General features: G+C 72.0%; 18 protein-coding genes. 15 read left to right on the forward strand and 3 right to left on the reverse strand.

Annotation, left to right across the window (positions count from 1 at the left end; genetic code table 11):
* The first annotated feature begins 20 nt into the window (after positions 1-20).
* The 5 genes from HUO13_RS10845 (at position 21) to HUO13_RS10865 (ending at position 3,929) form a co-directional block, all read left to right on the forward strand.
* Positions 21-809: a metallophosphoesterase family protein gene (locus HUO13_RS10845; protein ID WP_211901272.1), complete on the forward strand. Its 789-nt coding sequence runs from the start codon at positions 21-23 to the stop codon at positions 807-809.
* Between the two features lie 100 nt (positions 810-909).
* Complete coding sequence (locus HUO13_RS10850; protein ID WP_211901273.1) at positions 910-1,353, forward strand: SRPBCC family protein; 444 nt, start codon at positions 910-912, stop codon at positions 1,351-1,353.
* Positions 1,354-1,372: 19 nt separating this feature from the next.
* Positions 1,373-2,575 (forward strand): ArsA family ATPase, encoded by a 1,203-nt coding sequence (locus tag HUO13_RS10855; protein WP_211901274.1) that lies wholly within the window; start codon positions 1,373-1,375, stop codon positions 2,573-2,575.
* A gap of 5 nt (positions 2,576-2,580) precedes the next feature.
* Positions 2,581-2,982 carry a hypothetical protein gene (locus HUO13_RS10860; RefSeq protein ID WP_211901275.1) on the forward strand — a complete coding sequence of 134 codons (402 nt, stop codon included), beginning with the start codon at positions 2,581-2,583 and terminating at the stop codon, positions 2,980-2,982.
* Positions 2,976-3,929: an ROK family glucokinase gene (locus HUO13_RS10865; protein ID WP_211901276.1), complete on the forward strand. Its 954-nt coding sequence runs from the start codon at positions 2,976-2,978 to the stop codon at positions 3,927-3,929. Before HUO13_RS10860 ends, HUO13_RS10865 begins: the two co-directional genes overlap by 7 nt.
* Before the next feature lie 94 nt (positions 3,930-4,023).
* Here the strand turns inward: HUO13_RS10865 and HUO13_RS10870 are convergent, their stop codons facing one another.
* Positions 4,024-4,503, reverse strand: coding sequence for a DUF308 domain-containing protein (locus tag HUO13_RS10870; RefSeq protein ID WP_211901277.1), 480 nt, complete (start codon positions 4,501-4,503; stop codon positions 4,024-4,026).
* Between the two features lie 521 nt (positions 4,504-5,024).
* Here HUO13_RS10870 and HUO13_RS10875 point away from each other — a divergent pair.
* The 7 genes from HUO13_RS10875 to HUO13_RS10905 all read left to right on the forward strand — a co-directional run bounded on the left by HUO13_RS10875 (position 5,025) and on the right by HUO13_RS10905 (position 12,543).
* Positions 5,025-5,786 carry a lysophospholipid acyltransferase family protein gene (locus tag HUO13_RS10875; protein WP_211901278.1) on the forward strand — a complete coding sequence of 254 codons (762 nt, stop codon included), beginning with the start codon at positions 5,025-5,027 and terminating at the stop codon, positions 5,784-5,786.
* A 43-nt stretch (positions 5,787-5,829) separates the two neighbouring features.
* Positions 5,830-6,330, forward strand: a complete 501-nt coding sequence (locus tag HUO13_RS10880; protein WP_211901279.1) for a polyadenylate-specific 3'-exoribonuclease AS — start codon at positions 5,830-5,832, stop codon at positions 6,328-6,330.
* 117 nt (positions 6,331-6,447) lie between these two features.
* A complete protein-coding gene (locus HUO13_RS10885) occupies positions 6,448-7,473 on the forward strand; it encodes a 6-phosphofructokinase (protein ID WP_211901280.1) in 1,026 nt (341 codons plus the stop codon).
* 128 nt (positions 7,474-7,601) lie between these two features.
* On the forward strand, positions 7,602-8,846 hold the full coding sequence (locus tag HUO13_RS10890) for a sensor histidine kinase (RefSeq protein WP_211901281.1): 1,245 nt from the start codon (positions 7,602-7,604) through the stop codon (positions 8,844-8,846).
* Between the two features lie 5 nt (positions 8,847-8,851).
* Positions 8,852-9,529: a response regulator gene (locus HUO13_RS10895; protein WP_211901282.1), complete on the forward strand. Its 678-nt coding sequence runs from the start codon at positions 8,852-8,854 to the stop codon at positions 9,527-9,529.
* A 242-nt stretch (positions 9,530-9,771) separates the two neighbouring features.
* On the forward strand, positions 9,772-11,001 hold the full coding sequence (locus tag HUO13_RS10900) for an acyltransferase family protein (RefSeq protein ID WP_249124645.1): 1,230 nt from the start codon (positions 9,772-9,774) through the stop codon (positions 10,999-11,001).
* A 153-nt stretch (positions 11,002-11,154) separates the two neighbouring features.
* Positions 11,155-12,543 (forward strand): class II 3-deoxy-7-phosphoheptulonate synthase, encoded by a 1,389-nt coding sequence (locus HUO13_RS10905; RefSeq protein WP_211901283.1) that lies wholly within the window; start codon positions 11,155-11,157, stop codon positions 12,541-12,543.
* Between the two features lie 106 nt (positions 12,544-12,649).
* Here the strand turns inward: HUO13_RS10905 and mptB are convergent, their stop codons facing one another.
* Together mptB and pknB are read right to left on the reverse strand one after the other, a co-directional pair.
* Positions 12,650-14,215 carry a polyprenol phosphomannose-dependent alpha 1,6 mannosyltransferase MptB gene (gene mptB, locus HUO13_RS10910; RefSeq protein WP_211901284.1) on the reverse strand — a complete coding sequence of 522 codons (1,566 nt, stop codon included), beginning with the start codon at positions 14,213-14,215 and terminating at the stop codon, positions 12,650-12,652.
* A 225-nt stretch (positions 14,216-14,440) separates the two neighbouring features.
* The gene (gene pknB, locus HUO13_RS10915; protein WP_249124646.1) at positions 14,441-16,453 is read right to left on the reverse strand and encodes a Stk1 family PASTA domain-containing Ser/Thr kinase; all 2,013 of its coding nucleotides are present in this window, start codon (positions 16,451-16,453) and stop codon (positions 14,441-14,443) included.
* Between the two features lie 127 nt (positions 16,454-16,580).
* Here pknB and HUO13_RS10920 point away from each other — a divergent pair, with 127 nt between their 5' ends.
* The 3 genes from HUO13_RS10920 (at position 16,581) to HUO13_RS10930 (ending at position 18,114) form a co-directional block, all read left to right on the forward strand.
* Positions 16,581-16,946: an Rv2175c family DNA-binding protein gene (locus HUO13_RS10920; protein WP_211901285.1), complete on the forward strand. Its 366-nt coding sequence runs from the start codon at positions 16,581-16,583 to the stop codon at positions 16,944-16,946.
* Positions 16,947-17,056: 110 nt separating this feature from the next.
* A complete protein-coding gene (locus HUO13_RS10925) occupies positions 17,057-17,257 on the forward strand; it encodes a hypothetical protein (protein WP_211901286.1) in 201 nt (66 codons plus the stop codon).
* A 239-nt stretch (positions 17,258-17,496) separates the two neighbouring features.
* The gene (locus HUO13_RS10930) at positions 17,497-18,114 is read left to right on the forward strand and encodes a VanZ family protein (protein WP_249124648.1); all 618 of its coding nucleotides are present in this window, start codon (positions 17,497-17,499) and stop codon (positions 18,112-18,114) included.
* Positions 18,115-18,120: the final 6 nt, after the last annotated feature.

Raw genomic sequence — 18,120 nt, forward strand, 5'->3', positions numbered from 1 at the left:
CGCTGCGGAATGGAGTTGGGTTGCGCGTCCACGTGGTCTCCGACGTCCACGGCAACGTGGAGGATCTCAAGCGCGCGGGCGACGGCGCGGATGCGTTGGTCGTGCTCGGCGACCTGATCGACTTCGTCGACTACCACGAGCACGACAAGGGCATCCTGGGCGCGGTCTTCGGGCCCGAGAAGGTCGCGCGCTTCGCCGAGCTGCGCCGCAGCCACCGTGGCAAGGAGATCTCCGCCTACGCCCGGTCGCTGTGGGAGAGCCTGTCCGACCCGGCCAAGGTCGTCGAGGACGCCGTCCGCGACCAGTACTCCGAGCTGTTCGGCGCGATGACCGCGCCCACCTACGCCACGCCCGGCAACGTCGACGCCCCGCGGCTGTGGCCGGAGTTCGAGCGCGAGGGCATCCACGTCCTCGACGGCGGTAGCGCACTGATCGGGGGCCTGCGCTTCGGCTTCATCGGCGGCACCCTGCTGCCGGAGGGCGCCGTGCTGCGCAAGCACGCCCCGTGGGTGCCCTACCTGCGGCCGGAGCAGGAGTACGACGACGCGCTGGCCGCGCTGGAGCCGCTGGACGTGCTGTGCAGCCACCTGCCGCCCGCCGTCCCGGAGCTGCTCTACGACGTCGTGGCCAGGCGTCCCGAGCACGGGTCGGCGGCTCTGCTGCGGCGCATCCGCACCGACGCCCCGCGCTGGTCGCTGTTCGGGCACGTGCACCAGCCGCTCGCGCAACGGGTCCGCGTCGGACGCACCGAATGCGTCAACGTCGGCCATTTCAAGCGAACCGGACGACCGTACGTGCTGGAGTGGTGACCCGCGCCGCGGCGATGGCCGGACCCCGTCTCCGGACGTGTGCGCCGGTGCCGCGACGCGTCACGCGACGTGGCGCGTCGCGCCCTGTAACCTGCGGTGCATGGTCGATCAGTCCACCCAGTCCATCGTGATCGAAGCTCCCGCCGCGGAGATCATGGCGGTGATCTCCGATTTCGCCGCGTACCCGGAATGGGCGGCGGCGGTCAAGGAAACCGAGGTGCTGTCGACCACCACGGGCGGGCGGGCCGAGAAGGTCAGGTTCGTGCTGGACGCCGGTGTGGTCAAGGACACCTACGTCAACGTCTACGACTGGGCCGAAGACGGGTTATCGGTGAGCTGGAACCTCTCCGAGGGGCAGGTGCAGAAGGCGCAGCGCGGCAGCTACCGGCTGGACCCGCAGGGCGACTCCCGCACCGAGGTGACCTACAGCCTTGCCGTGGACCTGGCGATCCCGATGATCGGCATGTTCAAGCGCAAGGCGGAGAAGATGATCATGGACACGGCGCTCAAGGAGCTCAAGCGCCGCGTCGAGACCTCCCGCTGACGCACCGAAAGACGGCCCTTTGCGCATCCTGTTGTTCACCGGAAAGGGCGGCGTGGGCAAGACCACGCTGGCCGCCGCGACCGCGGCGCGGCTCGCCGCGCGCGGTGAGCGGGTGCTGGCCGTGTCCACCGACCCGGCGCACTCGCTGGCCGATGCGCTGGGCGTGCCGCTGGGTCCGGAACCCCGCGAGATCCCGCTGGGCATGCACGCCGCCGAGGTGCAGACCCGCGGCCTGGTCGACAAGAACTGGGCCGAGCTGCGGGAGCACCTGCGCACCATGCTGCTGGCGGCAGGCGTCGCCGAGCTGGAGGCCGAGGAGCTGACGCTGCTTCCCGGCGTGGAGGACCTCCTCGCGCTCGCCGAGGTGCACCGGCTCGCCGCCAGCGGGCTCTGGGACGCCGTCATCGTCGACTGTGGACCGACCGCCGAGACGCTGCGGCTGCTCGCGCTTCCGGAGTCGCTGTCCGGCTACCTGGAGCGGCTGTTCCCCGCGCACCGCAGGGTCGTGCGCGGCATGCTGGCCGGCATGGCCGGCAGCGAGAACGTCCAGCGCTGGGACGCCGCCGCCGAAGCGCTGAGCAGACTGGCCGAACGCCTCACCGCGCTTCGGGAGATGCTGGCCGACCCCGGCACGGGCGTGCGCCTGGTGCTGACGCCGGAGAGCGTGGTGGCCGCCGAGACCCGCCGGACGCTGACCGCGCTGGCGTTGCAGCAGGTCCGCGTGGACGGGCTGGTCGCCAACCGCCTGGTGCCGAACCCCGGCGCGGCGCGCGGCGAGGCCGCGCAGTGGATGCGGACCCGCAGGCGCGAGCAGGAAGCCGTGCTCGACTCGGTGCGCGCGGCCACCGACGTGCCTCTGCGCACCGTCGAGCACCGCGCGGCCGAGCCGGTCGGTGTCGAGGCTCTGCGGGAGCTCGCCGACGAGCTCTACGGCGACGGCGACCCGCTGGCGGCCGGCGAGGACATCCCGGCGATGCGGGTCACCGGCGGCGGGCGCGCGCTGGACTCCGAGTACTCGCTGCGGATCGCGTTGCCGCTGCACGAGGACGCCGATGTCGACCTCGCGCGCATCGCCGACGAGCTCGCGGTGACCGTCGACGGCAGGCGCAGGCTGATCGCGCTGCCCGCCGTCCTGCGCCGCTGCGTGGTCACCTCCGCGGTCGCCGGGGACGACGGGCTGACGATCGGCTTCCGGCCCGATCCGGACCAGTGGATGCGGTGAGCGAGATGGCAGAGGAACCAGGACGCGACCAGGTCGCCGAGGAGCTGCGCCTGCTGCTGGAGGGCCTCGCGGTGCGCGCGGAGGACTACCTGCGCGGTGTGAGAGAGGGCGGTGTGCCCTGCGAGGGCAGCTGCGGCTGGTGCCCGGTGTGCGCGGTGGTCGCCATCGCCCGCGGGGAACGACCGGAGCTGACCGCGAAGCTGGCGGACCTGGTGCACGTGCTGCGCGAGGCGCTGGCCGAGCGGACCGGCCACCCGCCGCCGGAACCCGCACCGCAGGCCGCGACCGGCACCGCGCCGGAGCCCGGCGACGACGATCCGGACGCGGCCCCGAAGGTGCAGCGGATCGACGTGCGGCGTGTCGGAGGGCGCGTGTTCAGCGAGAACGGGGCCGGATCAGGTTGCTGACCGTTGGCGTTGACGTCGGTGGTACGAGCGTCCGGGCCAGCGTGGTCGACCCGCGGGGCGCGGTGCTCGACACGCTGCGCGTGCCGACCCCGGACACCGGCGAGGAACTGGACTCGGCGATCGCGGACGTCGTCCGCGGTCTGGCGCTGCGGCACCCGGTCGCGGCCGTGGGCCTGGCGGTGGCGGGCTTCGTGAGCGAGGACCGCCGTGTCGTGCGCTTCGCCCCGCACCTGGCCTGGCGCCACGTCGCCGTGGCGGACCGGATCGCCGCGCGGGTCGAGCTGCCGGTGGTGCTGGAACACGACGCCAACGCCGCGGCCATCGCCGAGCAGCGCTTCGGCGCGGCGACCGGGGCGCGGGTCGCCGCGCTGGTCGCGCTCGGCACCGGCATCGGAGGGGCGCTGGTGCTCGACGGCGAGGTCTTCCGCGGTGCCTACGGCGTGGCGCCGGAGCTGGGCCACCTGCGGCTGGTCCCCGACGGGCGGCCGTGCCCGTGCGGCAAGCGCGGCTGCTGGGAGCGCTACTGCAGCGGCACCGCGCTGGTGAGCACGGTGCGGGAGCTGCAGGAACGGGGCGACGGCACGGCCGGTCCGCTGTTGAGCGAGAGCACCCCGCTGACGGGGGTCCGGGTCGCGCGCGCGGCCGAGGAGGGCGACCCGCTCGCGCGGCGCGCGATGCGGGAGCTGGCGCGGTGGCTCGGCGAGGGCCTGGCACTGGTCGCCGACGTCTACGACCCGGAGGTCGTGGTCATCGCGGGCGGGGTGTCCGGGTCGGCGCACCTGTTCCTGGGCGAGGCGCGCAAGCACTACGCGAAGGCGCTCACCGGCGCGGGGCACCGCCCGCTGGCGCGGATCGCGGTGGCCAAGCGCGGCGACGACGCGGGCATGGTCGGCGCGGCGACCCTGGCCCGCGAGCACGTCGTCGCCCACCAGGTCACCGGCCGCTGACCGGGCTCCTCTCTTTGAACTCACCTTGCGTGGCGGTGCGGATTGCGGGGGTGGGCCAAGCGGTTACGCCGCTTCGAAGGTCGAGAACAGGCGCTCAGAGGCGGGCGCCGTCGTCGCCGGAACTCGGCGGGCCCTGCCGCATCCGCAGCAGCAGCCAGATGATGCCCGCGCTGACCGCGATCAGGCCGATGGGCAGCGCCGAGGAGCTGCCGATGCCCGCCAGCGCCGGCACCAGCAGCAGGAGCAGGCCGATGGCGATCACGACGATGCCGCCGAGCGTGGACGGCCGGGGAGTGGGCAGCGGCGGGGGCTCCGGCGGTTCGTAATGCCCCTCGTCCTCGGGCTCGGCGGACGGTGTCCAGTCCCGCGGGCCCTGCGCGCTGTCGTCGGAGGTGTCGTCCGGGGCGGATGCGGGTTCGTCGCGGGTCGCCTTCTCGGCGGCCGGGCCGTCGTCCTCTTCGTCGGAGTCCGGCCATTTGCCGACCCCGCCCTCGCGCTCCAGGCCCGCGACGATCTCCGCGAAGGCGGCGTCGATGTCGTCGGGTCCATCGGACCTGTCGTGCCGGGTGTTCATGCAGCTACCTCGGAGCGCTCGCGATGGATCCGGTGGACGAACCCGACGCTACCGGGCGACACCGTCCGCGCGTCGTGATCGGACGCCGTCACGTGCGAGGACACGTGCTCGCCGACCGGTTGCCGGACGGCCGTTTCCGAGAGCGGACGCGGCAGGAGAAAACGCACACCGCCGGCCTGACGCGACGCCCGCACCTGCCCCGGGGTGCCGCCGACCCCCTGGCAGCGCGGTACTTCGATGTCCCACGAACCGTCGACCAGCGGTTCGCCCCCGAGAAGTACGGGCACCCCAGCCTCCCAACCGCATCCGCAAGCCGTACCGACTCATCGTCGCACGCGACGCGGCGGTGTGGGACGGTCTGCGGCGGCCCGCATTGTGCGGGGAGTTCCGGCTCCGTAGGCTGAGCGGGGGGACTCGGCCGCCCAGGACCGCCGTGCCCGGATCCGTCAGAGTTGACCGGACCGCGCGGACGACCGGGCTCGGCCAGGCTGAAGACAACTTCTCAGGGAGGCAGCGGCGCAGTGCTGTACTGGGTGATGAAGCACATCTTGCTCGGCCCTCTGATGAAGCTGTTCTGCCGACCGGTGATCGAGGGCGTGCAGAACGTGCCGCCGACCGGCGGGGCGATCCTGGTGAGCAACCACCTCGCCGTCGCCGACTCGTTCTACATGCCGCTGATGATGCCGCGCCGGGTCACGTTCCTGGCCAAGCGCGAGTACTTCACCGGCAAGGGCGTCAAGGGCAAGCTCAAGAAGTACTTCTTCTCCGGCGTCGGCCAGGTCCCGATCGACCGCTCCAGCGGCGCCGCGGCGCAGGCCGCGCTGGACACCGGTGTCCGGCTGCTCGGCGAGGGAAAGCTGCTCGGCGTCTACCCCGAGGGCACCCGCTCGCCCGACGGCCGCCTCTACAAGGGCAAGACCGGCGTGGCGCGGATGGCGCTGGAGGCCGCCGTCCCGGTGATCCCGATCGCCATGTTCGGCACCGACAAGGTCAACCCCATCGGGTCGAAGATGTGGCGCCCGTACAAGGTCCGGATCGTGGTGGGCGAACCGCTGGACTTCTCCCGCTACGAGGGTCTGGCCGGCGACCGGTTCGTCGAGCGCTCGATCACCGACGAGATCATGTACGCGCTGATGGAGCTCTCCGGCCAGGAGTACGTCGACATCTACGCCGCCAAGGCCAAGGACGACCTGGCAGCCCAGGGCAAGCACGTCGCGGGCTGGAAGTCCACGACCGCTCCCGCCCGCGAGCGCGACCGGGTGCCCGAGAGCAAGGCGGGCTGACGGGGGTCGGCGCCCGCGCACCGGCGGAGCCTAGGCTTTGCCGGTGAGGTTTTTCTACGACTGCGAGTTCATCGAGGACGGGCACACCATCGAGCTGGTGTCGATCGGGATGGTGGAGGAGTCCGGCCGCGAGTTCTACGCGGTTTCCACGGAGTTCGACCCGAGCCGCGCGGGGCAGTGGGTGCGCCAGAACGTGCTCCCGCAGCTCCCGCCCGCCACCGACCCGGCCTGGCGGTCGCGGGCGCGGATCCGCGAGGACCTGTACTCCTTCCTCACCGCCCGCGGCGCCAACATCGAGCTGTGGGCCTGGTACGCCGCCTACGACCACGTCGCGCTGGCCCAGCTGTGGGGGCCGATGCCCGCGCTGCCGTCCCGGATCCCGAAGTTCACCCGCGACCTGCGGCAGCGCTGGGAGGACGTGGGCAAGCCCAAGCTGCCCGCCGCACCGGAGAACGCCCACGACGCGCTGGCCGACGCCAGGCACAACCTCGAGCGCTGGAAGGTGATCGAGGAGGTGCAGCGCCGCCGCGGATACCCGCTGTGAGCGCACCCCTACTTGCTGCACCGATCCAGTTCGTGAAACGCTCGCCCCGGCGGGGAGACGTAAATCACCCGAGCGAGCGGGTTCGAACGAGGAGGCGGCGAGGAGATGCCGACTGGAATGCGTGTCGGAGTTCTGACCGGCGGAGGTGACTGCCCTGGGCTCAACGCCGTCCTGCGCGCGGTGACCCGCAAGGGGATCTCGGTCTACGAGCACGAGATCCTCGGGTTCCGCAGCGGATGGCTGGGGCCGGTCGAAGGGCTGACGATGCCGCTGGGGCTGGACCGGGTCGAGGAGATCCTGAACCGGGGAGGCACCATCCTCGGTTCGTCCCGCACCAACCCCTACAAGATCGACGACGGCATCGCCCGGATCAAGGCCACCATGCGGGAGCACGGGGTCGACGCGCTCGTCGCCATCGGCGGCGAGGACACCCTCGGCGTCGCCGACCGGCTCACCCACGACGGGGTGCCGGTGGTCGGGGTGCCCAAGACCATCGACAACGACCTCGGCGCCACCGACTACACCTTCGGGTTCGACACCGCCGTGCACATCGCCACCGAGGCGATCGACCGGCTGCGCACGACCGCAGAGTCCCACCACCGCGCCCTGGTGGTGGAGGTGATGGGACGGCACGCGGGCTGGATCGCGCTGCACTCGGGCCTGGCCGGTGGCGCGAACGTGATCCTCGGACCGGAGAAGCGGTTCAGCGTCGAGCGGGTGTGCGAGTGGGTCGAGCGCCGGTTCGAGCGGCAGTACGCGCCGATCATCGTCGTCGCCGAGGGCGCCGTCCCGGAGGGCGGCGGCGAAGTGCTGCTGACCGGTGAGAAGGACGCGTTCGGGCACGTGCGGCTGGGCGGCGTCGGCACCTGGCTCGCGGAGGAGATCGCGCAGCGCACCGGCAAGGAGTCCAGGGCCGTGGTCCTCGGGCACACGCAGCGCGGTGGCACCCCGACGGCCTACGACCGGGTGCTGGCGACCCGCTTCGGCCTGCACGCGATCGACGCGGTCAGCGACGGCGACTACGGCAGGATGGTCGCGCTGCGCGGCACCGACATCGTCCGCGTGCCGCTGAGCGAGGCCACCGCGGAGCTCAAGACCGTGCCGCTGGAGCGCTACACCGAGGCCGAGGTCCTGTTCGGATGATCCGCCCCGGGCGGCGGTGCGCCGGACCGCGCCGCCGCCCGCGATCACGGCTGCGCCGGTGATCCACCGGCTATAGTCGGAGCCGGACATCCCCCACAGGGGTGGTCCGATGGGGGACGGAGTCAGCGGTGGCCAGGACCAAGCGCGATCGCCGGTCCGGCACCGGGAACCGCTGGCGGCTGAACCGGCTCAAGCCGAGCGCCCAGGCTGCTCTCCTGCTCGCGGTGCCGACCGTCGCGCTGGCCTCCGTCGGCGTCCCGGTGAACGTCACCGTCTACGGCATCCCGCTGCTTGTCGCGTTCCCGTTGACCGTCCTGCACGTCGCCTCGGTCGGGCTCGCCCTGTTCCGGCCCTGGACGGCGGTGGTCGCGTCGGTGGTCGGCGCGTTCCTGCTGGCGGTGGCCGGGAGCCAGGACGTGGGTGCCGCGTGGCCGTACCCGGTTACGGCGCTGCTCACCCAGATCCTGCTGGTCTTCGTGCTCGGCCTGCGCGCCGCCTGGCCTGCCGGCCTGTGCGCCTGGATGGGTGGTGTCGCGGTGGCGGCGGCCGCGGCGTCGCTGGTGCCGCGCGCGCCGGCCGGGGTCACCGCCAACATCGCGGTGCTGGCCTCGGTCTCCGGCGGGCTGCTGGTGCTCGGCCTGGTCGTGCAGCAGTGGCAGGCGATCCGAGCCCAGCTGCTGCGGGAGCGCGAGGTCAGCGCGGAGGAGCACGCGAGGCGGGTGCTGGTCGAGGAGAAGACCCGCATCGCGCGGGAGCTGCACGACGTGATCGCGCACAGCATGTCGATCATCAACGTGCAGGCGAGCACCGCGCGGTACCGGTATCCGGAAATGGACTCCGGGCTGGTCGGCGAGTTCGAGTCGATGGCGGCGTCCTCGCGCCAGGCGCTTACCGAGATGCGCGGCCTGCTCGGCGTCCTGCGCGACGAGGAAGCGGCAGGTGAACTGGCGCCGCAGCCTGGGCTGGCCCGCGTTCCGGAGCTCGTCGAGGGCGCCCGGCGAGCGGGGATGCGCATCGAGTCGCACGGCGTCGAGGTCCTCGCCGACGAGGCGGTCAGCGACATCGCGGGCGTCGCGGCGTTCCGGATCGTGCAGGAGGCGCTGAGCAACGCCACCCGGCACGCCCCCGGAGCGCGCACGGAGGTGCGCTTCGGCCGCGTGGACGGCCGGCTGGACATCTCGGTGCGCAACGAAGCGCCCGCACGCGGTACCGCTGCTCCCGCCGCCGGCGGCGGGCACGGCCTGGTCGGGATGCGGGAGCGGGCGGCGCTGCTCGGTGGCTCGGTGCGCACCGGGCCGACCGGCGACGGCGGTTTCGAGGTGCACGCCGTCCTCCCGCTGGGAACCGGCGACGACAGCGCGAAGGAGCGGTAGCGGCGGTGACGATCAAGGTGCTGGTGGTCGACGACCAGGCCATGGTGCGCGCGGGGTTCGCCGCGCTGCTCGCGGCCCAGCCGGACATGGAGGTCGTGGGGGAGGCCGACGACGGCGAGCGCGGCGTGGAGCTCTCGCACCGGCACAGCCCGGACGTCGTGCTGATGGACGTGCGCATGCCGGTGCTCAACGGCATCGAGGCGACCCGCAGGCTGCTGGCCCCGCCCGCGCACGTCACCCACGTCCCGCGCGTGCTGATGCTGACGACCTTCGACATCGACGACTACGTCTACGAGGCGCTGCGAGCGGGCGCCAGCGGCTTCCTGCTCAAGGACGCGCTCCCCGCGGACCTGATCGCCGGAGTGCGCGTCGTCGCGGGCGGTCAGGCGCTGCTGGCCCCTACCGTCACCCGGCGGCTCATCGAGCACTTCTCCCGCACGGCCGCACCGCCGGTCACCAAGCCGCCACGCCTGGACGCGCTCACCGACCGCGAGCGCGAGGTCCTGGTGCACGTCGCCCGGGGCCTGTCCAACACCGAGATCGCCGACGCCCTGTTCATCGCCGAGCAGACGGTGAAGAGCCACGTCAGCCGCATCCTCGGCAAGCTCGGGGTGCGCGACCGTGTGCAGGCCGTCGTCGCTGCCTACGAGACCGGACTGGTGTCCTCGGGCGGGTCCTCCTGACCGCGCGGGTGGCTCCGCGGGGTTAGCCCGCAGCCCCACCCCCTACCCCGGTACTGCCTTGCGAAGCGCTCCCGCGACGGACGCGGGAGCCGCGTTCTCCGCCATACGCTTTCGCCGTGCCCGAAAAGCGATCGGGCACGTTGTTCCTGGGGAAAGCGGGTCTTTTCGTGCGCACTTCATCCGCGCCGTTCTCCGGCGCGAAAAAATCGCTCCCGGCGAATTCCGGTTCGCGGCGGGATCCGGTGCTCGACCTGGTCAGGGCGGGTTGCCTGGTGGTCGTGGTCGTGCTGCACGCGCTGATGGCCGGAATCACGGTTGACGCCGGTGGAATTCACATCGTCAACGCCATGGACTACGCCGGGTGGTTCGTCCCGGCGAGCTGGTGCGTGCAGGTTATGCCGCTGTTCTTCATCGTCGGCGGATTCGCCGGAATCACGCAGTGGCGGCGAATGCGGGACCAGGGGCGAAGCGCCGTCGAATTCGTGCGGGGCAGGTTGGAACGGCTCGCCAGACCCGCGCTGCTTGCTTTCGCGGTCATCGGCTCCGGCCTGGCGGTGGCGGGGCTGGCCGGCGCGCCGGCCGACCTGCTCGCGCAGATCGGCTACCGGATGGGCCAGCCGATGTGGTTCCTCGGCGTCTACCTGGGCGTGTCGGCGCTGGTCCCGGTCCTGGTGCGGGCGCACGAGGCCGCGCCCGGACGGACCCTGGCCGGACTGCTCGCGCTCGTGCTCGCGGTGGACCTGCTCGCGTCGGCCGCCCCGGCCGCCGGGCTCGCCAACCTCGCCTTCGTCTGGCTGACCGTCCAGCAGATCGGCTTCTGCTACGCCGACGGATGGTTCCGCGGCCGCGCGTGGCCGGCATGGGGAGCGGCCGGCGCGCTCGCGCTGCTGCTCACGATCACCACGGGCGGTCTCTACTCGGCGAACATGTACACGAACCTCAACCCCCCGACGGTCTGCCTGGTCCTGCTCGGCGTCGCCCAGATCTGCCTGGTCGCCCTCGCCGCGCCGCGGCTGCGCCGCTGGCTGGAGCGGCCGCGGGTGCGCGGGTCCGTGGACGCCATGGGCAGGTGCTCGCTGACCGTCTACCTCTGGCACATGCCCGCGCTGGTGCTGCTGGCCGCCCTGCTGCTGGTGGCGCGGGCGCCGTGGCCGGAGGTGTTCAGCGACGGGTGGTGGCTCACCCGGCTGCCCTGGATCGCGGGCATCGCGCTGATCGTCCGCGCGGTGGTGGCCCTGGTGGGCGGCTTCGAGCACCGGGCCGGTGGCGCCGGTGCGCCGTCACCTGGGGCGGCGGCGCTCGGCGTTCTGGCGGCGATCGCCGGCGTGGTGGTGGTCCTGGTCGCGGGCTTCACCCCGGTGTCCGCCGCGGTCGGTGCCGCGCTGCTGGCCGCGGCCGTCGGACTCGCGCGGCCGCGCCGCGACGCTCTGCCGGAGCGGCGGAGCTTGGCGCTGGCCGCGCGGGCGGCGTGAACCCAGGTCACCCGGTCGTGTTAGTGGTCCCGCTCACGACCGGGTGGCCGCCGACAGCCTCCGGACTTGCTCGTTCAAGAACAACACCGTCTCGCATGCCGGGACGTCGGTCCGGTTGAAAACCGCTGGCGTCCAGCGCCTACCCTGGAGCCCGTGAACTGGACCGTTGACGTACCGGTTGATGAGCTTCCCGAACTGCCGCCGCTGCCGCCGGAGCTGCGCTCACAGCTCGACGAGGCGCTCGCCCGGCCCGCCGCCCAGCAGCCCCAGTGGCCCGACGCCGCGCAGGCCGCCAGCGTCCGCAAGGTGCTGGAGAGCGTTCCGCCGGTGACCGTGCCGTCGGAGGTGGACCGGCTGCGGCAGCAGCTCGCCGCCGTGGCTCAGGGGCGGGCGTTCCTGCTGCAGGGCGGGGACTGCGCGGAGACCTTCGCCGACAACACCGAGCCGCACATCAGGGGCAACATCCGCACGCTGCTGCAGATGGCGGTGGTGCTCACCTACGGCGCGAGCATGCCGGTGGTCAAGGTCGGCCGGATCGCGGGCCAGTACGCCAAGCCGCGGTCGAGCAACACCGACGCCCTCGGCCTGCAGTCCTACCGCGGCGACATGGTCAACTCGCTGGTCGCCACCGAGGAAGCGCGCAGGCACGACCCGTCGCGGCTGATCCGCGCCTACGCCAACGCCTCGGCCGCGATGAACCTCTCGCGGGCGATGACCGGCGCCGGGATGGCGGGGCTCACCAAGGTCCACGACTGGAACAAGGATTTCGTGCTCAACTCGCCCGCGGGCGAGCGCTACGAGTCCGTCGCCGCCGAGATCGACCGCGGGCTGCGCTTCATGAGCGCCTGCGGCGTCGACGACTCCAGCCTGCACTCGGTGGACTTCTACGCCAGCCACGAGGCGCTGGTGCTCGACTACGAGCGCGCGATGCTGCGGCTGGACAACAGCAGGGCGGAGCCGCGGCTCTACGACCTGTCCGGGCACTTCCTGTGGGTCGGTGAGCGGACCCGCCAGCTCGACGGCGCCCACATCGCCTTCGCCGAGCTGATCTCCAACCCGATCGGGCTCAAGATCGGGCCGACGACGACGCCGGAGATGGCCGTCGAGTACGTCGAGCGGCTCGACCCGAACAACGAGCCCGGCCGCCTGACCCTGGTCAGCCGGATGGGCAACGGCAAGGTGCGCGACGTGCTGCCCGCCATCGTGGAGAAGGTCACCGCGTCGGGACACCAGGTGATCTGGCAGTGCGACCCGATGCACGGCAACACCCACGAGTCCAGCACCGGTTACAAGACCCGCCACTTCGACCGGGTCGTCGACGAGGTGCAGGGCTTCTTCGAGGTGCACCACCGGCTCGGCACCCACCCCGGCGGCATCCACATCGAGCTGACCGGTGAGGACGTCACCGAGTGCCTGGGCGGCGCCCAGGACATCTCCGACACCGACCTGGCAGGCCGCTACGAGACGGCCTGCGACCCGCGCCTGAACACCCAGCAGTCGCTGGAGCTGGCGTTCCTCGTCGCGGAGATGCTGCGCACCTGATCATCGGCAACGCGAACGGCCCGGGGCACCAGCTCCGGGCCGTTCGTATTGCGCGGAAGGATCGGTCCACTTCGGACAGACCTGGGTGTCGAGGTCGAGCGCCTCGCTACTGCGGCAGGTGTTGCTCCACCTGCGTGGCCCGCTGGAACAGGGGGCTGAACCCCAGCGGGTCGAAACGCACCAGGGACAGCGCCCCGAGGAAGGCTGCGCAGATGCCGACCGCCATCAGCGGCCAGTTGTACATCGCCTGCTCGCCGTCGGGGGAGTAGGCGAGCACCAGGGCGACCGACGCGCCGACCACGTACGACAGCGCGCGCGGACTCCACGGCAGGGCGCAGGCCAGCGCCATGCCCCACGTCAGGTACCAGGGCAGCACCACTGGCGAGAGCAGCGCACCGGCGAACAGCACGATCGCCGCGCGGCGCACGGCCTCCGTCCCGCCGTCGCGGGCCTGCCACCACTGCCAGACCAGGATGCCCACGAGCACCACCGAACCGAGCGAGCGGCCCGCGGAGACGAACGCGCCGTAGTCGGCGTCGAAGAACAGCGAGGCGAGGCCGAACGCCGCCTGTCCGACCGCGGTCGGGGTCGACAGGTAGTTCACGATCATCCCCGGCGCCGACAGCGCGGGCAGCCAGCCGAAACCGACCTTGGCCAGCGCCATGCACGCGCCGAAGACCACCGCGAACAGCGCCAGCGCGGGCACCACCGCGCGGGCGAAGCGCTGCCAGCGCGGTCCGGTCAGGTGTGATGCCCACACCCACACCAGGAAGGGCAGCGCGAGCCCGGCGGTGGCCTTGATCGCCATCGCCATGGTCGCCAGCGCCAGCCCGCCCGCGTGCTTGCCGTCGAGGATCAGCAGCGTGCCGACCGCGAGCAGGCCGATCATCAGCATGTCGTTGTGCGGCCCGCCTACCAGGTGAACGACGGTCATCGGACTGGCCGCGGCAAGCCAGAGCGCGACCGGCAACCGCCCCCCGAGGTGACGAACCAGACCCGGAAGTGCGAAGATCAACATGCCCAGACCGCAGAGCAGCACCAGCCGCATCACGATGACACTGGAGATCATGCCGTCCCCGGCCATAAGGATCACGCCCTTGGCCACGCCCATGAAGAGCGGGCCGTACGGCGCGGGTGTCGTCTGCCACGTCGGGTGCACGTTGTCCGGGATCGGCCCCGTGAGCGTCGACGGTCCGACGGCGTAGGGATCGATGCCGTGCAGTGCGAGCAGGCCCTGCCCCAGGTAGCTGTAGACGTCGCGGGTGAACAGCGGCGGTGCGGCCAGCATCGGCGTCAGCCACGCCGCGGTGGCCAGCAGGACACCGCGCGAGTCGACCAATCTGGCCAGCACACCGCGTCCCAGCCGCACCCACGCCCACACCAGGAGGCCGAAGCCGAGGTAGACCACCGCGGTCGCCAGGTCCTTGCCGTGGCCGTAGCGCATGGCCGACAGTGGACCCGACCCCAGGATCGGGTCGTGCACAAGCACACCGGCGGCGCCGAACGAGCCGGCCAGCAGCAGGAGTGAACCGATCGCACCCAGTGCGATCGTGCGCAACGGCAGCGGACCGCGCAGGCCGCGGCCGCCGTTGTCGATGACGTCGGCGGCGACGAGTTCGGTCCAGCCGGACCAACGCTGCTGCGCCGACGAGGTGGAAACACTCGGAGGCATCGTGCGGTTAATACTTCCACAACGCCCTGGCGTTAGCGGCGGGTTTCCCCCACCATGTCGGCGATGAAGGCCGAAAACCTCCGCCGGAGCGGAGGTTTTCGCAGGTAGCAGTGGATTTTTCCGACTGTGGCGCGGCAGCGGTCGGGTGCCGCGACGAGGTCGACATCACTCCGAAGGGGCTTCAGCGGCGCGGTCCGCGAAGCCGCGGCCGCGCCGCTGAGGCGGTCAGAAGGCGCTCACCTGGACCGAACTGCCCGGCTCGACGCGCTTCCCCGCGAACGGGAGCTGGCCGAAGATCACCGCGTCCGGTCGCGGCCACCACTGGTGCACCTCCAGGTTCAGCCCCAGCCGCGCGGCCTCGGACTTGGCCTGGTCCACGGTGAACCGGCCGAAGTCCGGCACCGTGACTGCGTTGGAAAGCACCACCCCGACCCTGGTCGTGCCGGTCAGCAGCACCTGCTCGCCGATGGCCGGGTCGGTGCTGATCACGTGGCCGGCCTCCACGTCGGCGTCGAACCGCTGGGCCGCCTCGTAGGGCTCGAGACCGGCATTGCGCAGGGTGGCGAACGCCTCGTCCTTGCTCATGCCGCGCACGTCGGGCACGTTCACCGGCTGCGGGCCCTTGCTCACGACCAGCGTGACCGGAGAGCTGATGTCCAGCGCCGTCCCCGGTCCCGGCTGCACGCCGATGACGCGGCCTTCCGGCACGCTCGGGTGGTAGCGGTCGACCGACTCGTTGAGCTCCGGTCGCAGCTTGGCGTCGAGCAGCGCGCTCTTGGCCTCCTCGACCGTCGCCCCCTCGGCGATCGACGGCACCTTCGGTCGGCCCAGCGACACGACGAGCTGGACCTCCTTGCCGGTGACGGTCTTGGTGCCCTCCTTGGGCGTCGAGCTGATGACGGTGCCTTCGGGGACGGTGTTGTGGTGCTCGCGGACCACCGACACCGGCAGCTCGGCCTGGGAGAGGACCTGCTGGGCGACGGCTTCGGGCTGGCCGACCACGCGCGGCACCTCGACGCTCGAACCCGTGCCGAGCCACCACGCGGTGAGCCCGATCAGCGCGGCCAGCGCGACCACGGCACCGGCCCACGCGCCGAAGACACGCGAGCCGCGCCGACGCTCGTCGGAGTGCCGGGTGCGGGCCGGGGCGGGTGGCGGCGGGGTCTCGGCGCCGACCGCGGCCATCTCGTGCGTCTCGTCGGCGTCGGGTCCCGGGCGCTGCAGCGCGCGGGTGCCCTGTGGGCCGCCGGACGCGCCGTGCGCCGCCGGGACGGGCGGGAACTGGTCGGTCGGCGGGCCGTCGTCCACGGCGACCCGCGCCGTCTTCTCCTCGCTGGCCGGCACGGGCACGCCCACCAGCTCGATGCCCAGGTTCGCCCGCACCTGCCGCACCTCGCTGAGGAACGACGCGGCGTCGGCGGGCCGCACCGCGGGATCGCGGCGGGTGGCGCGCAGCACCAGGTCGTCGATGGCGGGCGGCAGCTCCGGCACCCGCTCGCTCGGGGCCGGGACGTCGTCGTTGACGTGCCGGTACGCCACCGAGAGCGCCGTGTCGCCGACGTAGGGCGGCTCGCCGGTCAGCATCTCGTAGAGCACGACCCCGGCGGCGTAGATGTCGGTGCGGCTGTCGGCCGCTCCGGTGGTGACCTGCTCCGGCGAGAGATACGCCACGGTGCCCAGGATCACGCTGCCGCTGGTGGTGCCGGCCGACGCCGCGGCGCGGACCAGCCCGAAGTCGGCGACCTTGACCGAACCGTCCAGCCCGATCAGCACGTTCTCCGGCTTGATGTCGCGGTGCACCATGGCGGCGCGGTGCGCGGCTCCCAGCGCCGAGAGCATCGGCTCGAGCACGCTCAGCGCCATCGGCAGCGACAGGCGGCCCTGGTCGCGCATCAGGTCGCGCAGGGTGCACCCCTCGACCAGCTGCATCACCAGGTAGACCTGGTCACCGTCGATCTCGCGGTCCACGCCCTGGTCGTAGACCGCGACGACGTCGGGGTGGTGCAGCTTCGCCGCGGAGCGGGCCTCCAGCTCGAAGCGGGCGACGAACGAGCGGTCGCCGGAGTAATGCGGGTCCATCACCTTGAGCGCGACCGGCCGGTCGAGGCGGGTGTCGAGGCCGCGGTAGACCGCCGACATGCCGCCCCGGGCGATGAGCGAGTCCACCCGGTAGCGGCGCTCGAGCATGCTCCCGACCAGGTTGGTGCCCCGGCCGGGCCGTGTCGTCTCAGGCGTCATGTCTGCTCCGCCGCCGCTCGACGGGCGGTGCGTGGGGGTCGCCGTGTGTCACGTAGCTGATGGTAGGAGAGGACGTGACCCGTCCGGTGCACGGCATCTGCGTCGGCGATGTGGCATCGTGTGGGGTGTGAGTGCGATCCCCGCCGCCCCGGATGTGCTCGCTCCCGATGTGGAGGTGATCCCGCTGCCCGACGTCGCCGAGCGACTCGGTCAGCCGGTTACCCGGGTGCACCAGCTGATTCGTGACGGTCATCTGCTCGCCGTGCGCCGTGACGGCGTGCTCGGCGTTCCGACGGTGTTCCTCGCAGGCGACGCGGTGGTGAAGGGCCTCGGTGGCACCATCACCCTGCTCAGGGACAACGGCTACAACGCCGACGAGATCCTGCGCTGGCTGTTCACCGCCGACGACACCTTGCCCGGCACCCCGATCGACGCGTTGCGCGGCGATCGCGGCCGCGAGGTCAAGCGCCGCGCCCAGGCGATGGGCTTCTGAGCAGCGCCGCGGCGACACCGTCGAGCTGATCTGAACCGCAGGCGTTCGCACGCCTGCCCCTGAACCACGCGCCGGACCGGCGATCCGCCGGTCCGGCCTCTCGCGTGCCCGTGAACGACGAGCCACCTGTGGATGCTGCGTCGCTCGTGAACAGCGCGCCGCCCGTGGACGTCGCGGTGCCTGTGGATGCTGCGTCGCTCGTGAACAGCGCGCCGCTCGTGGTTGCTGCGCCGCCCGTGAACGACGAGCCGCCCGTGCACACCGCGCCGCCCGTGGACGTTGCGGTGCCTGTGGAGGTTGCGGTGCGGTGAACACCGCGCCGCCCGTGAACGCGGTCTCGCCGCAGTCCTGACGACGCCCCTCGGACGTGTTCACGCCCCCGCAACCGTGGTCGCGCAATCGTGCGTTCGTGTTGCCTCACAGGTGTGTTCCGGGTGGAATTCACCTCGTTTATCCCGTAATTCAAACGTGATGTCACATCCGGCTGCTGGAATCTGATCCAGGGGTCAGGTCCGGCAATTCATCGCCCGGCTGGGGAGGCAGTGGGAACGTGCGCCCGCTCGAATCGGCATTCAGTGGTGTGATCCATACTACGCTATTCATGTTCCCGGTGGCGGTTGTGGCCGCCGTCGTCGCCGTGCTAGTGCGTTGTCGCTGGTTGCAGGTGATGCACGCGATTCGTGTTTCCGTCGTCGACATCGCCTTGGCATATTCGACGCTGCTTGTCGTCCATCTGGTGGCAATTCCGCAGCCGGTGGTGGCCGAAAACGCCGTTCGACTGGTACCGGGAACGGATCTGGGGGTGGCGGTGCAAGCCGCGCCAGGGGATATCGAACCCTGGCTGCAATTGCTCGGAAATCTGCTGCTGCTGTTGCCGTTGGGCGCGTTGCTGCCGTTGCGGCTGGCCGCGGTGGACACCTGCGCGAAGGCCGCCCTCGTCGTCCTCGCGGCCACCTGCTGCATCGAACTGGTGCAGTACGCGTTGCTGACCGGCCGGGTCGTCTCGGCCGACGACGTCCTGCTCAACACCGCGGGTGGCCTGGCGGGAGCGTTGCTGTCGCGGCGCTGGTGGGCCGACTTCCGGGTCCCGCGGCTGCGGCAGGCGGCCGCGCGGGCACGTGCCGCCGCCGCGCTGCGGCCCCAGTACGCCCGTCCGCACAGCGGCTGACGAGGG

The organism is Saccharopolyspora erythraea (assembly GCF_018141105.1).
GTDB classification, from domain to species: domain Bacteria; phylum Actinomycetota; class Actinomycetes; order Mycobacteriales; family Pseudonocardiaceae; genus Saccharopolyspora_D; species Saccharopolyspora_D erythraea_A.

Bases quoted from the DNA above. Each gene is read 5' to 3' on its own strand.
- HUO13_RS10850 (WP_211901273.1), top strand. From the start codon at position 910: ATGGTCGATCAGTCCACCCAGTCCATCGTGATCGAAGCTCCCGCCGCG.
- HUO13_RS10860 (WP_211901275.1), top strand. From the start codon at position 2,581: ATGGCAGAGGAACCAGGACGCGACCAGGTCGCCGAGGAGCTGCGCCTG.
- HUO13_RS10870 (WP_211901277.1), bottom strand. From the start codon at position 4,503: ATGAACACCCGGCACGACAGGTCCGATGGACCCGACGACATCGACGCC.
- pknB (WP_249124646.1), bottom strand. From the start codon at position 16,453: ATGACGCCTGAGACGACACGGCCCGGCCGGGGCACCAACCTGGTCGGG.
- mptB (WP_211901284.1), bottom strand. From the start codon at position 14,215: ATGCCTCCGAGTGTTTCCACCTCGTCGGCGCAGCAGCGTTGGTCCGGC.
- HUO13_RS10885 (WP_211901280.1), top strand. From the start codon at position 6,448: ATGCGTGTCGGAGTTCTGACCGGCGGAGGTGACTGCCCTGGGCTCAAC.